Source organism: Kribbella sp. VKM Ac-2569, from assembly GCF_004216905.1.
In the GTDB taxonomy this organism is placed as follows: Bacteria; Actinomycetota; Actinomycetes; order Propionibacteriales; family Kribbellaceae; genus Kribbella.
In genome coordinates this window covers 1,469,012-1,481,519 of sequence record NZ_SGXJ01000001.1, presented here as the reverse complement: position 1 = coordinate 1,481,519, position 12,508 = coordinate 1,469,012, and the positions used below count along the sequence as shown (strand labels likewise).

Here is a 12,508-nt window from a genome sequence, read left to right as displayed (position 1 = left end):
CTCATGCCCTCGCTCGGAAGATGCGGAACTGTACGAAGCTGAGCAGCCCGATAGCGGCCACCAGCACGTACGACGCAGCAGAGGCCATGCCGTAGTTGCCGAAGCCGAACTGCTCGTAGGCGTAGTAGCTGATCGACGTCGTACTGCCCAGCGGTCCACCGCTCGTCATCACGAACGGCTCCTCGAAGAACTGCAGGTAGCCGATGCTCAGCAGTACGGCGACCACCAGTGTCGTCGGTCTGAGCAGCGGCAGCGTGACACTGCGAAAGGACTGCCAGCGAGTGGCTCCGTCGACGCGAGCCGCCTCGAGCAGGTCCGCCGGGATGGACTGCAGGCCGGCCAGGAAGATCACCATCGGAATGCCGAAGTGGCGCCAGACCGCCATCAGGATCAGGGCGGGCATGGACCAGTTCGGGTCGTTCAGCCAGTCCGGCCCGTGGATCCCGACGACGGCCAGGATCGAGTTGATCATTCCGTCCGGCTCGTACAGGTACCTCCACACCACAGCGATCGCCACGACGCTGGTCACGACCGGCGCGAAGTAGCCGACCCGGAAGAAGCCCTTCGCCCGCCGGATCCCGGAATTGAGAGCGACAGCGATCGCCAGGGCGATGACCATCGTCAGGGGGATTCCCACGGCGACGAAGTACAGCGTGTTCACAACAGCGCGGAGGAACGTCGGATCGGTGAAGAGCGCGGTGTAGTGCGCGAGGCCGACGAAGTTGACGCCGAACGGGGTCCGGATGTCCCGGGCGGTGATGTCCGTGACGCTCATCGACAGCGACGAGATGACCGGCCAGAGCCCGAAGGTGGCGAAGAGTGCGATGAACGGGCCGCAGAAGGTCCAAGCGATCGCCGTACGCCGTGCGCGTGCACCCATCGCTACTGTCCCGTTCCGATCGCGGCCGCCCGCTTCTGGATCTCCTGCAGGGCGGCTTCGGGCGACGAGACGCCCTTGGCGACCTTCTCGAACTCGGCATCGAGCACCGCGGTGACCTGGCGCCAGGTTGTGGTGTTGGGCCCGGACTGCGCCGTCTTCAACTGGGTCCGGAAGACCGCCAGCGTCGGGTCGGTCGCGAGCTTTCCCTCGTTCCACGCGGACTGGACGGCCGGCAGGTCACCGGAGACGGTGTACCAGGTCTTCTGTACCTCGGGAGTGGCCATCCACCGGATGAACTTCCAGGCGCCGTCGCGGTTCTTGGCGTCCTTGAACACCGACCACTGGCCGCCGCCGATGTAGCTGGCATTGGACTTCGGTCCCGCCGGCAGCGGCGCGATCCCGACCTTGCCGTCGAGGAAGGACTGGCCACCGGCGGACTTCAGCAGGCCTTCCTCCCAGGGCCCCGAAATGAGGGCTGCGGTGGACCCGGCGACGAACTGCGGCTCGATCTCTCCCAGGCTCACCGGACCGTTCGGATTCGAGGTCTTCGACGAGATGAACTGCCGGTAGAACTCCAGTCCCTTGCGCGCCTCAGGCGTGTCGAAGGTGAACTTCTTCCCGTCGGAACTCATGATTTCGGCGCCGGCCTGCCACAGGAACGGCACGACGGTCTGCCACGTCGACGGTGCTCCGGTAGGCAGCGCGAGCCCCCACTTGGCGCCATGCTTCTGGAGGGCCGTCAGGAACGGGCCGTACTCGTCCCAGGTCTTCGGCGCCGCGACCCCGGCCGCCTCCGCCAGATCCTTGCGGTAGAACAGCGAACGCGTCTCGACGTACCAAGGAACGCCGTATTCCGCGCCTTCGAACTTGGTGCTGTCGGCTGCGCCGGGATAGAAGACGCCGGGGTCGACGAGGTCGGACGGGACCTTCTCGAGCCCGCCCGTGGATGCGAACGCGGCGAGGTCGACCGCACCCACCATCGTGGCGTCAGGCGTATCGCCCGAGGCAATGGCCGTCTGGACCTTCTTGGCGTAGTCCTGCCAGGGAACCGCTGTCACCTCGACCTTCGCGTCGGGGTTCTCCTTGCTGAACTGATCGGCCAGCTTGGGCAGGAGCTCGCCTTCGGTTCCCATCGCCCAAACGGTGATGGTCCCGCCGGCAGCTTTGGTGTCGACGGGGGCGCCTGCCGCGGCAGCCGCCGGCCCGGTGTCGGACCGGCCGCAGCCGGTCAGGAGCAGCGCGACGGCCAGGCCGCCGGCGAGTGCGTTCGCACCGCGTGAGGTGAACATCGAGGTTCCCGATCCTCTCGCCCGGGGTCGAAGCGTCGCCGCCTCGTCCGTACGTCGTCTTGTGGGTGACCAGGACCATACAGCGAAAACAGTACAACTGCCATACTTTCGTGCGGACGGATTCTCTGGCGCATAGGGTGGCGTCATGAGCGACAAGACAGCGAGTCGGCCGGCCGCTCGGCGCGGGCCGTACGCCAAGAGCGCGCGGCGCCAGGCCGAGATCGTCGCGTCCGCGACGTCGGTCTTCTCGTCGCGGGGCTACCGGGGCGGGTCGCTGCGGGAGATCGCGAAGCAGCTCGACATCAGCCTGACCGCAGTCGTCCATCACTTCCCGAGCAAGAGTGCGCTGCTGGTTGCGGTTCTCGAGAGCGCCGATTCCGCCCACGCCGACTCGTTCCAGCTCGACAGCCAGAACGAGGGCGTGGCGTACGCCGTACTGCAGTATGTGCGCCGGAACGTCGACCGGCCTGAGATGCTGCGCCTGCTGGCGCTCATGGCCGCGGAGTCATCGGCGCCGGATCATCCGGCGCACGAGTGGTTCCGTCAGCGGTACGAGCTGACGATCGGCATGCTCGCGATCGCCGTACGCCGGGACCAGTTGGAGGGGCGCATCACCAACGATCGCGACCCGCACGGCATCGCGGAATCCCTGGTGGCCCTCTGGGACGGACTCCAACTCCAGTGGCTCATCGATCCGCACCGCAACCTCGTCGCGGCGATGACAGCCGCATTGAAAGACCTCCTCGGACCAAACGCCCTACCGGACGCGGCAGACGCCTGACTCGTGCGTAGGCCGGGGATGGTTGGGGTGGCTGGGCCTTGTCTGGTGTGACATAAGCGTATACGTTTTGGTTATGTCATCGAGTACGGCGCGGTTCGGGCTGGTGTTGGCGCCGGGTGGGTTGCGGCTCGCGCAGGAGTTGGTGAACACGACGCTCGACGAGCTGCAGGGAACCGAGGACCAGCTTGCCGATCCGGCTGCCGCGAACGACTGGTTGCGGGAGGCGCTGGCTCGCTGGGCGGATGCAACCGGCAAACCGATGCCGGACCTGTTGCTGGGCGAGGCGGACCTGCCGCCGCTTCGGCGTCTACGTGAACAACTACGGCAGGCGACTCGAGCACAGGCAGAGCACGTCCACTCGCCGGCTACCGCGCCTGCGGAGGTGCTGCCGGTCGACATCCGGCTGCAGCTCGAACCGGACGGGCGTGTCGATTACCGACCCGTGGAGCGCGGTTGGGAGGGCGTGGCCGCGTTGGTGTCCATGGAGTTGTTGCTTGCCCACAGCAACGGAACGCTTTCGCGGTTGAAGTCCTGCGCGGGAACGCGCTGCGGCGTCAGCTTCTACGACGAGTCACGCAACCAGGCCCGCGTCTGGCACGACTCCAAGGTGTGCGGCAACGCCCCGAACCTCCGGGCGTCCCGCACCCGGCGCAAAAACCAACAATGAGGAGCACCCCTATGTCCACAGTCGTCGTCTTCGGCGCGACCGGTTACGCCGGCGGCCAGATCACCGGGGAACTGCTGAACCGCGGTCACAGCGTGGTCGGCGTAGCCCGCGACGTCAGCAAACTACCCGAACATCCACGGCTCACGGCCACTGCCGGATCGGCGTACGACGATGCGTTCGTCCGGGACGTCAGCAAGGGCGCCGACGTCATCGTGCTCGCGATTCCCTCGATCCCGCCAGGTTTCCCGGAGCTGAAGGACGTTGTACCGACGATGCTCCAGGCCGCAGCCGAAACCGGCGCGCGCCTCGGCGTGGTCGGTGGAACCGGCAGCCTCGCCTCCTCGCCGGGCGGTCCGCTGGTGCTGGACCTGCCCGAGTGGCCGGCCGAGTACCTCGGTGAAGCACAGGCCCACGCTCGGGCCCTCGACGTACTGCGTAACACCGCGGTGGACGCTGATTGGTTCTACGTGAGTCCGCCGATGCTGTACGGATCGTTCAACCCGGGCAACCGCACCGGCAAGTTCCGGATCGGCGACGACATCCTGCTGCGCGACGAGAACGGCGTCTCCCAGATCTCCGGCCCGGACTACGCGATCGCCTTCGCCGACGAACTCGAGATCCCCAAACACCACCGCACCCGCTTCACCGTCGCCTACTGAACCAGTAGCGGTGATGCGGCGGCTGGCCGCTTGGTGCTGCGGAGGGCCGCGGGCGCGGCCGGCCGGGCGTCGCGGCAGGACCCGTTCGGGCGCAGAGGCACGGCGGCGGACCCGCGGCGACTGTGGTCGTGGCCGCCGCCCACCGCCGGTTGGACAGGGCTTGTCGAGGGGTGGTTCGCTCGGCGATTCCCAGCAGGCAGCGATCAGGGCGTCGAACTCGGCCCGCATCAGCTCGTCATCGGCGAGCGTGAGGTCGAGAAACGCCTCGTCGAGTTGCTGTGTGTCGACCGTCATCGATCTCACCCCATCGACAACATCAAGCCCTGTGGCCGGCGGTGTCAGCGGTGCCGGGTCAGGCGTTGATCTGCTTGCGATCACCGGCCGTGCCCGCGATCGAGATCTTGCGTGGCTTCGCCTGTTCGGCGATCGGAATCCGCAGCGTCAGTACGCCGCCTTCGTAGCCGGCCTCGATCCGGTCGGCGTCCAGTGCGTCACCCAGGAACAGTTGCCGGGAGAACACCCCGAGCGGACGCTCGGCGACCTGCATCTCCACGTCCTCACCGAGTTCGAGCGGTCTGCGCTCGGCCTTCACGGTGAGTACGTTGCGTTCCACGTCCAGGTCGATCGCGTCCGGTGAGACACCGGGAAGATCGAAGGAAACGACGTACTCGTCGCCCTGCCGATAGGCGTCCATCGGCATCGCGGTCGGCCGGGACCACGTGCCCGGCGCCTGGCTCCCGAGGACCTGCTGAGCCAGCCGGTCGAACTCCCGGAACGGGTCTGTGCGCATCAACATCGTCTGCACCTCCTGTGTCGTCGAGTGAACGGTGGTGTCAATACGCACTTCCGGTATAACATGTCATCGAAACGATGACAAGCGGAGATGTCGTCCAATCGCTGACATTGAATTGATGAGGTGACGGAGTGACCGCCGACGCGCGCAATCCGGTGGCAGCCGCGCTCGCCGCCGTCGAGCAGATTGTTCGGCAGCTCGCATCTCAGGTCGATGAAGCCCCGAGGTACGGCGTCAGCTCGTTGAACGTTGTCGCGGCGCTGACCGAACTGCGGGTCGTGCAGGATCGGCTCGCGACATGGGAGCCGTTGCTCATCGGTGCGGCGCGCGACCAGGGCGTCAGCTGGGCAGACCTCGCCCCCGCACTCGGCGTTGCCAGCCGGCAGGCGGCCGAGCGTCGCTACCTGCGCCTCAACTCGCACAGCACCGATCAGGCGGACATGACTGGCGAACAGCGGGTGCAGGCGGCCCGCGACCGCCGCGCCGGCGAACGTGCCGTCACCCAATGGGCCCGGGACAACGCGGCGCACCTGCGGCGGCTCGCCGCGCAGATCACCGCGCTCGACGACCTGGACGCCACCACCCAGGAAAGCGTCGACCGCCTTCTGCACGCGCTCGGTGACAACGACACCGCAACCTTGCTGGCGCCTTTGGCCGAGGCCGGCGCACAGCTCGAGAACAGCAACCCGAACCTGGCCGGCCAGGTCGCCGACATCAACGTGACGACCAACCAGTTACGCGACGACCACAAGAGCAGAACGCAGTAACCACCCGAGTCGGCCGCTACCCGTTGGAGACAGCCCTGCCGAGCTACTGCCCGGTGGGGGTCAGGCGCAGAACGCGGGCGGAGGGTTCGGGGGTGTGGGCGGTGACGGTGAGGGTGTCGTCGTCGGCCCAGGTGTAGGTCCAGTCGGAGTCGTCGGCGGGGAAGTGCGGGACGATCGTCGCTCGAGGGATGGGGAGGCTGATGGTGGCGGGGCCGGGCTCGCGATGCCACAGGGTCAGATAGGTGGTTTCCGGGCCGTTGAGGCTCAGGGCGATCCAGTCGTCGGTCCATCCGGGCAGGCCCAGGGGCCAAGCAGGGACGAGCGAATCGAGATCCTCGAGGATGTCCCGGTGGGCGGCGAGTGCCGAACGGACCAGGTCGAGCTCGGCCGGTGTCATGCGGTTCAGGTGACCGGAGAGGTACAGGCGACCGGGGATGCCGTTGACGAGAGCGAAGGTGAACTGTTCGCGGGTGGTTCCGGTGATCGGGTAGGCCCAATGGCCGGCTTGCTCAGGCAGTACGGCGGCCGGCGCGGCAGCGGTGATCGGTGCGTAGAGCAACGGGTCTTCCTGGTCGGAGGTCGACTGCAGGTGGAGGCGGGACAGCATCGCGTAGTCCATCCGCATCGCGCCGGAACCGCAGTTCTCGATCAGCAGGTCCGGGTGGCGGGTATGGAGCCCGTCGAGCCAGTCGAGGAGCGCGCGGTTGTGTTCCAGTAGTCCGTGGCCGAGCGACGTACCGCCCTTGTCGGTTCCAGGACCGGTGATGGTGTTGTTGTCGAACTTGAAGAAGCCGACACCGAACTCCTCGACCAGCCGATCGACGGTGTCGTCGAGATGCTTGCGGGCGGTCGGGCTGCGGAGGTCGAGCAGGTAGCGACCGCCTTCGGCGACCCGGATGCCGCGGCGGGTGAGAAACGCGTCGTCGGGCAGTTCGCCGGCGATCGGCGAACGCATGCCGATGACCTCGGGTTCGAGCCACAGCCCAGGCACCATGCCGCGGTCGTGGATCCGTTTGATCACTTCGGCGAGCCCGTTCGGGAAACGCGTGGTCGAGGGTTGCCAGGCGCCGACGGTGTCCCACCAGTTGCCCTCGGCGTACCAGCCGGCGTCGATGCAGAAGTAGTCCGCGCCGGCCTCGGCGGCCGCATCGATCAGCGGCAGGAGCTTTTCGGTGGTCGGATCGCCGAGCAAGGTGTTCATGTAGTCGTTGAAGACCACTGGCATCCGGTCGTCGATCGGCCGCCGCTGACGGATCGCGCGGCGTTGCCGGGTGAGCGCGGCGAACACGCTGTCGCGGTCGGTTCCGGCGACCAGTGATACCGGCACGGACGTGAACGGCTTGTCCCCGGTGAGCTCCACGGTCCACTGGTGTTCCAGGTCGGTCGGGCCGCTCAGCAGCAGGTAGCCGCCGCGCCGGCTCTCTCCCAGCTCGTAGTGCCATGGTCCGTTGTGCTCGATCTGCCAGCCGAGCGCGTACGGCGTACCTCGATCGACCAGCACGCCGATCGGGAGCCGTTCGCCGCAGGACCACGAGTTGGTGCTGGTCACCGCATGCCGCGTATTGGCGACGTGATGATGCCCCTCGCTGACAATGTCCGCGAGTTCCCCGGCGCGCAGTCGCTGTGCTGACCATCTGCTCTCGGCCATCCAGCTGTTGGCGGCGGAGTACAGCTCGGCGTCGACGGACTCGAGACCGACGACCAAAGAGGACAGGAAGGTCAGCTCGAGCGAGCCGGGCCCGGTCATCGATGCTTCCGACCAGGTGCGGACTCCGGCCCGCGCTTCGAACACGCTGGTGACGAGCAGTCCGGACTCGGGGTCCTCCTGCTGGATCCGCAGCGTGTTCTCGCTGTCCTCGTGGCGGACATAGCGCAGTCGCTGACCGAGCACGGTGTTCGCGTGCCGGTTCCTGCTGTGCCCGTACCCGATGGCCGAGATCTCGACCAGCGGCTGGCTCGGATCCGGCAAGGGCCCGTCGGGCTGAGTGGTTTCGCGTACGGCGACCAGCCGCACCGGCCCGTCGTCGAGGGCGAAGGTCAGGGCGAGGTCAGGGGTACTCCAGTGCAGCAGGCTCACGCGCTCTCATTCCGTGCTCGGGTTCACGACACTTCGTTCGAGGAGGTAGTCCTCGACCGTGAACAGATGGGCGGACATCCGGGTGCGTGCCCGGTCGGGGTCGTGGGCGGTCAGTGCGGCGAGGATCGACAGGTGTTCCCGGTGGGCGGTCTCGTCGGCGCCGGGCTGCGTGATGGATCGGCGCAGCCGGTCCCGCATCGTGCGTCCGCCCAGGGCGTCGATCAGCGCGGTCAGCACCGGGTTGCCGGCCGCCTCCGCGATGATGCGATGGAACGCGATGTCGTTCTCGATGACCGTCTCGTGGTTGGGTTCCTCGAGCGACAGTTCGGCCTCGTTGTGCCGGAGCAGTTCGGCGGCGGCCTCGAGTTCCTCGACGCCCACCCGCTGCGCCGCCGACGCGGCGGCCTCCGTCTCGAGGATCCGGCGTACCGAGTGCAGGTGGGTGGTTCCGGTGCCGTCGTGCAGGTCGACCACGAAGCCCATCGGCGCCAGCAGCATCGAAGGGTCCAGCTTCGTGACATACGTACCGTCGCCCTGGCGCGTCTCGAGAACGCCCATCATCGACAGTGCGCGGACCCCTTCGCGCAAAGGGTTCCTCGACACGCCGAGGGCTGCCGCGAGGTCCTTCTCGATGGGAAGCCGGTCGCCCGGCCGGAGCCGGCCGTCGATGATCATCTGCCGGATTCCCTGGACCACGACGTCGGTCTGTGAGACGCCAGGAGTACGAGGCTGCTCGGCGAGCTTGCCCGAGGTCATGGAACCAGTTCCTCGTCCGCGCGTGACGCCCAGTAGGTGCCGTCCGGGAACCGGTAGGTCTGAACTGACTCGGTGTACATCTCGGCACTGTAACCGGGCGCGACCGGAAGCACGTACGAGCCGTTCCGTACCACGCAGGGCTCGACGAAGTGCTCGTGCAGGTGGTCGACGTACTCCGTGACACGACCGTCGAGACTGCCCGAGACCGCGACGTAGTCGAAGATCGCGAGGTGCTGAACGAGTTCGCACAGACCGACACCACCCGCGTGCGGACACACCGGTACGTCGAAGCAGGCGGCGAGGAGGTAGACAGCGAGTACTTCGTTCACGCTGCCGAGGCGGGCGGCGTCGAGCTGACAGTAGTCGATGGCCTCGGCCTGGAACATCTGCTTGAAGAGCACCCGGTTCATGCCGTGCTCGCCGGTGGCGACGCCGATGGGGGAGACGGCCTTGCGGATCGCCGCGTGGCCGAGGATGTCGTCCGGACTGGTCGGTTCCTCGATCCACAGCGGGTCGAACTGGGCGAGCGCCTTGACCCATTCGATCGCCTCGGGGACGTCCCAGACCTGGTTGGCGTCGATCATCAGGTGGCCGTCCGGTCCGAGGACCTCCCGGGCGATCCCGCACCGCCGGATGTCGTCGGCCAGATCGGCGCCGACCTTCAGCTTCACGTGTTTGTAGCCTGAGGCAACGGCCTCCTCGCAGAGCCGCCGCAGCTTGGCGTCGGAGTACCCGAGCCATCCGGCGGAGGTCGTGTAGCACGGGTAGCCGGTCGTCTCGAGTTCCTCGATTCGTTGCTTCCGGCCCGTTTCCTGCCGGGCCAGCAGAGCGACGGCCTGGTCCGGCGTCAGGACGTCGGACAGGTACCGCAGATCCGCGGCCGCCACCAGTTGTTCGGGTGACATCTCGGACAGCAGTCGCCACAGCGGTACGCCGGCCCTGCGGGCGGCGAGGTCCCAGACCGCGTTCATCACCGCGGCCAGCGCGAGGTGGATCACGCCCTTGTCCGGGCCCAGCCATCGCAACTGGCTGTCCGACTGCAGTTCTCGGTAGATCCCGCCGAGGTCGTCGCAGAGTACGTCGACGTCACGCCCCGCCAGCGGCGCGGCACGTTGGACCGCCGCGGCGACGCACAGGTCGTTGCCGCGCCCGATCGTGAAGGTGAAGCCGTACCCGGACAGCGCCGGATCGTCGGTGTGCACGACGACGTACGCCGCCGAGTAGTCGCCGTCCTTGTTCATCGCGTCCGACCCGTCCTGGGTCAGTGATGTCGGGAAGCGGACATCGACAACCTCCACGGAGGTGATGCGCGGCATGGCGGCCCTCACTGTCACAGATAGATGGGATCTTTCTTCCATCAGGATGGCGTTCAGTATGGACCACTGCGCCCTACAGCGCTACGATCCCGGCAATTCGTAGGACTAATAGTTGGTCATCTCGGAGGACTGTGCATGGGCGACCTGGTGAGCTCGGACCGGTCCGGCACGCAGCGGTTGTACTACGACCGCCCGGCGGACACCTGGCTGGAGGCGTTGCCGCTCGGCAACGGACGGATCGGCGCGATGTGCTTCGGCGGCGTCGGCACCGACCGGACCGGACTGAACGACGAGACGTTGTGGTCGGGCGGTCCGGAGACCGCGCGTCTGCTGTCGACTCCGCTCGGTGCGACCGGTGCCGAGGCTGTGCAAGCCGTGCGCGACGCGCTGCGGGCGGGCGACATTCGCCGGGCGCACGAGTTGTCCCGCGGCTTTCACTCCGGCTACTCGCAGGCGTACCTGCCGCTCGGTGATCTCCTGCTTGAGGTCAGTGTCGGCGGCGTCGTGCCTCGCGCCGGCGACGTCACGCAGTACCGGCGGGAACTCGATCTCGACGCCGCGACGGCCACGGTGGAGTACGAGTTCGGAGGAGTGACGGTTCGGCAAGAGGCCTTCGTCAGCGCGCCGGACGGTGTGTTGGTCCAGCGAATGACCGCGTCCGAACCCATCGAGCTGACCTGTCGACTGACATCGCAGTTGAGGTCGCGCCAGCACACTGTCGACGACGGGCTCGGGCTCCTCCTGCAGGCGCCGGCTGACGTCGCTCCTCCACATCGCGACGTGCCAGAGCCGATTCGGTACTCCGACGGCGCGGATCGCGGGATGGCTGCCGCCGTGGCGCTGCGCGCGACCAGCGACGGCGAGATCCGTACGAGTGACACCGGGCTCGCGGTTTCCAGCGCAACCGAGATCACGCTGATTCTCTCGACCGCCACGGGATACGACGGCCCGGCCAATCCTCCGGCGCGAACCGCGGAAGACTGCTGGTACGCCGCCGATCAGAGTGTGCTCGCGGCGCTCGATCGCGAGTACGGCGAGCTCCTGGCCGATCATCGACAGGACCACCGGCGCCTGTACCGCCGCGGGTCGCTCGAGCTGGCGACGACGGCTCACTCCGGGTTGCCGACCGATGTGCGGGTCACCCGGGCAGTCGAGGCCGAGGACCCGGCCTTGGCCGCGCTGATCTTCAACTACGGGCGCTATCTGATGGTCGCGAGCTCGCGACCGGGTGGCCTGCCGACCACGCTGCAGGGGATCTGGAACGACATCCTGCGGCCGCCGTGGAGTTCGAACTACACGGTGAACATCAACACCGAGATGAACTACTGGCCGGCCGAGACCACGAACCTGTCGGAGTGTCACGAACCACTGCTCAGGTTTATCGATCATCTTGCCGAGGCGGGACGCCGTACGGCCCGTGAGCGGTACGGCTGCAGCGGCTGGACCGCGCACCACAACACCGACGCGTGGTGCTGGACTCCACCTGTCGAAGGTGACCCTCGGTGGTCGAACTGGCCGCTGGCCGGTGCGTGGCTCGCCCGGCATGTGTGGGATCACTACGAGTTCACCGGAGATCTCGAATTCCTCGGCGAGTCCTGGCGTGTGCTGCGTGGCGCAGCGGAGTTCTGCCTGGACTGGTTGGTCGAGCTGCCGGACGGCAGCCTCGGTACGTCGCCGTCGACGTCGCCGGAGAACGACTACATCGCGCCGGACGGGCAACCCGCATCGGTCACCGAGTCGTCGACGATGGACCTCGCGCTGATCTCGGATCTCTTCGATCGGGTCGAGCGCGCGGCGGACCTGCTCGAGGTCGTGGATCCACTGGTTGGCGAGATCTCGACCGCCCGGAAGCGGCTGCCCGATCCGCCTGTTGGTGCACGGGGGCAGTTGCAGGAGTGGGCCGCTGATCTCCCGGAGGAGGACCCGCAGCACCGCCACATGTCTCATCTGATCGGTCTGCATCCAGGCGACGCGATCACGCCGGACAGCACGCCGGGCCTTGCCGCGGCGGCGACGCGGACGCTCGACCTCCGCGGCGACGAGGCGACGGGATGGTCGCTGGCGTGGAAGATCTGCCTGCGAGCACGTCTTCGCGACGCCGCCGCGGCCCACCGCCTTGTCCGGGCGTTCCTGCGTCCGGCGGACGACGCCGCGAGCGGGCGTCCCGGGAGCGGTGCGGGGGTCTATCCGAACCTGTTCTGCGCGCATCCGCCGTTCCAGATCGACGGCAACTTCGGTGCGGCCGCGGGAATCGCCGAGATGCTCCTGCAGAGCCACACCGGTGACATCGAACTGTTGCCGGCGCTGCCCGCAGCGTGGACCAGCGGACGAGTGACCGGCCTGAGGGCGCGCGGAGGTGTGGTTGTCGATATCGCGTGGACACCGCACGGCATCGAGGCCGTTCTGACCGCTGATCGGGACCAGGAGCGGGTCGTCCGGCACGGCGGCGACCGGGCGCCGGTCCGGTTGACGGCCGGCGTCGGTCACCGCGTGAGCACGAGTTGATCGCCGGCGTGGACGAGG

Annotated in this window: 11 protein-coding genes; 5 read left to right on the top strand and 6 right to left on the bottom strand. The window is 67.6% G+C overall.

The window, feature by feature from the left end; all coding sequences use genetic code 11:
* Position 1 precedes the first annotated feature (1 nt).
* Together EV649_RS06835 and EV649_RS06830 are read right to left on the bottom strand one after the other, a co-directional pair.
* Positions 2–880, bottom strand: coding sequence for a sugar ABC transporter permease (locus EV649_RS06835; RefSeq protein WP_130381567.1), 879 nt, complete (start codon positions 878–880; stop codon positions 2–4).
* 2 nt (positions 881–882) lie between these two features.
* Positions 883–2,169, bottom strand: coding sequence for a sugar ABC transporter substrate-binding protein (locus tag EV649_RS06830; protein ID WP_157996196.1), 1,287 nt, complete (start codon positions 2,167–2,169; stop codon positions 883–885).
* 145 nt (positions 2,170–2,314) lie between these two features.
* Here EV649_RS06830 and EV649_RS06825 point away from each other — a divergent pair, with 145 nt between their 5' ends.
* The 3 genes from EV649_RS06825 to EV649_RS06815 all read left to right on the top strand — a co-directional run bounded on the left by EV649_RS06825 (position 2,315) and on the right by EV649_RS06815 (position 4,276).
* A complete protein-coding gene (locus EV649_RS06825; RefSeq protein ID WP_130381563.1) occupies positions 2,315–2,950 on the top strand; it encodes a TetR/AcrR family transcriptional regulator in 636 nt (211 codons plus the stop codon).
* Between the two features lie 73 nt (positions 2,951–3,023).
* Positions 3,024–3,617, top strand: coding sequence for a CGNR zinc finger domain-containing protein (locus tag EV649_RS06820; protein ID WP_130381561.1), 594 nt, complete (start codon positions 3,024–3,026; stop codon positions 3,615–3,617).
* 11 nt (positions 3,618–3,628) lie between these two features.
* Complete coding sequence (locus tag EV649_RS06815; protein WP_130381559.1) at positions 3,629–4,276, top strand: NAD(P)H-binding protein; 648 nt, start codon at positions 3,629–3,631, stop codon at positions 4,274–4,276.
* Between the two features lie 352 nt (positions 4,277–4,628).
* Here the strand turns inward: EV649_RS06815 and EV649_RS06810 are convergent, their stop codons facing one another.
* Positions 4,629–5,072, bottom strand: coding sequence for an Hsp20/alpha crystallin family protein (locus tag EV649_RS06810; RefSeq protein WP_130381557.1), 444 nt, complete (start codon positions 5,070–5,072; stop codon positions 4,629–4,631).
* Between the two features lie 128 nt (positions 5,073–5,200).
* Between EV649_RS06810 and EV649_RS06805 the strand changes: the two genes are divergently transcribed.
* Entirely contained in the window at positions 5,201–5,836 is a 636-nt protein-coding gene (locus tag EV649_RS06805; protein WP_198682342.1) for a hypothetical protein, read from the top strand.
* 43 nt (positions 5,837–5,879) lie between these two features.
* Here the strand turns inward: EV649_RS06805 and EV649_RS06800 are convergent, their stop codons facing one another.
* From EV649_RS06800 to EV649_RS06790, 3 genes are read right to left on the bottom strand one after another with little or no spacing between them, the layout of a single operon-like run.
* Entirely contained in the window at positions 5,880–7,913 is a 2,034-nt protein-coding gene (locus EV649_RS06800) for a glycoside hydrolase family 36 protein (RefSeq protein WP_130381555.1), read from the bottom strand.
* Between the two features lie 6 nt (positions 7,914–7,919).
* Positions 7,920–8,669, bottom strand: coding sequence for a FadR/GntR family transcriptional regulator (locus EV649_RS06795; protein ID WP_130381553.1), 750 nt, complete (start codon positions 8,667–8,669; stop codon positions 7,920–7,922).
* Positions 8,666–9,985 (bottom strand): L-fuconate dehydratase, encoded by a 1,320-nt coding sequence (locus EV649_RS06790; protein WP_130381551.1) that lies wholly within the window; start codon positions 9,983–9,985, stop codon positions 8,666–8,668. The genes EV649_RS06795 and EV649_RS06790 overlap by 4 nt, the downstream gene beginning before the upstream one ends.
* Before the next feature lie 135 nt (positions 9,986–10,120).
* Here EV649_RS06790 and EV649_RS06785 point away from each other — a divergent pair, with 135 nt between their 5' ends.
* The gene (locus EV649_RS06785; RefSeq protein WP_198682341.1) at positions 10,121–12,490 is read left to right on the top strand and encodes a glycoside hydrolase family 95 protein; all 2,370 of its coding nucleotides are present in this window, start codon (positions 10,121–10,123) and stop codon (positions 12,488–12,490) included.
* The last annotated feature ends 18 nt before the right edge of the window (positions 12,491–12,508 follow it).